Origin of the sequence: Streptomyces sp. P9(2023) (assembly GCF_032436795.1) — a bacterium.
Taxonomy (GTDB): Bacteria; Actinomycetota; Actinomycetes; order Streptomycetales; family Streptomycetaceae; genus Streptomyces.
Genome location: NZ_JAUPWM010000483.1, coordinates 1 through 271, shown reverse-complemented (window position 1 = coordinate 271; position 271 = coordinate 1). Strand labels below are relative to the sequence as shown.

At 38.7% G+C, this 271-nt stretch carries 1 protein-coding gene; it reads left to right on the top strand.

Features of this window, described 5'->3' with window-relative positions:
* Window positions 1–271: DUF262 domain-containing protein (locus Q5762_RS40205; RefSeq protein WP_399495599.1), on the top strand; the 271-nt coding region annotated here is incomplete at both ends.

The following is a 271-nucleotide window of genomic DNA, read 5'->3' as shown; positions in this document are numbered from 1 at the left end:
ACCGATAATTACTGCCTTCAGCCAATTGTTGTCCAATGTCGTGGAAACGATCAGAATTATGAACTGATCGACGGTCAGCAACGCCTCACGACACTTTATTTGTTGTATAGATTCATCCACATTGAAATAGGAGTGGATCCTGAGGAAAGATTTTCTATAAGCTACGAGACCAGACCTTCTAGTCAAGAATATCTTAAGAATCTCGACGAGAAGAGAAAGGCTGAGAACATTGATTTTTATCATATGTTTTCAGCTTATCAGTGTATTAAGG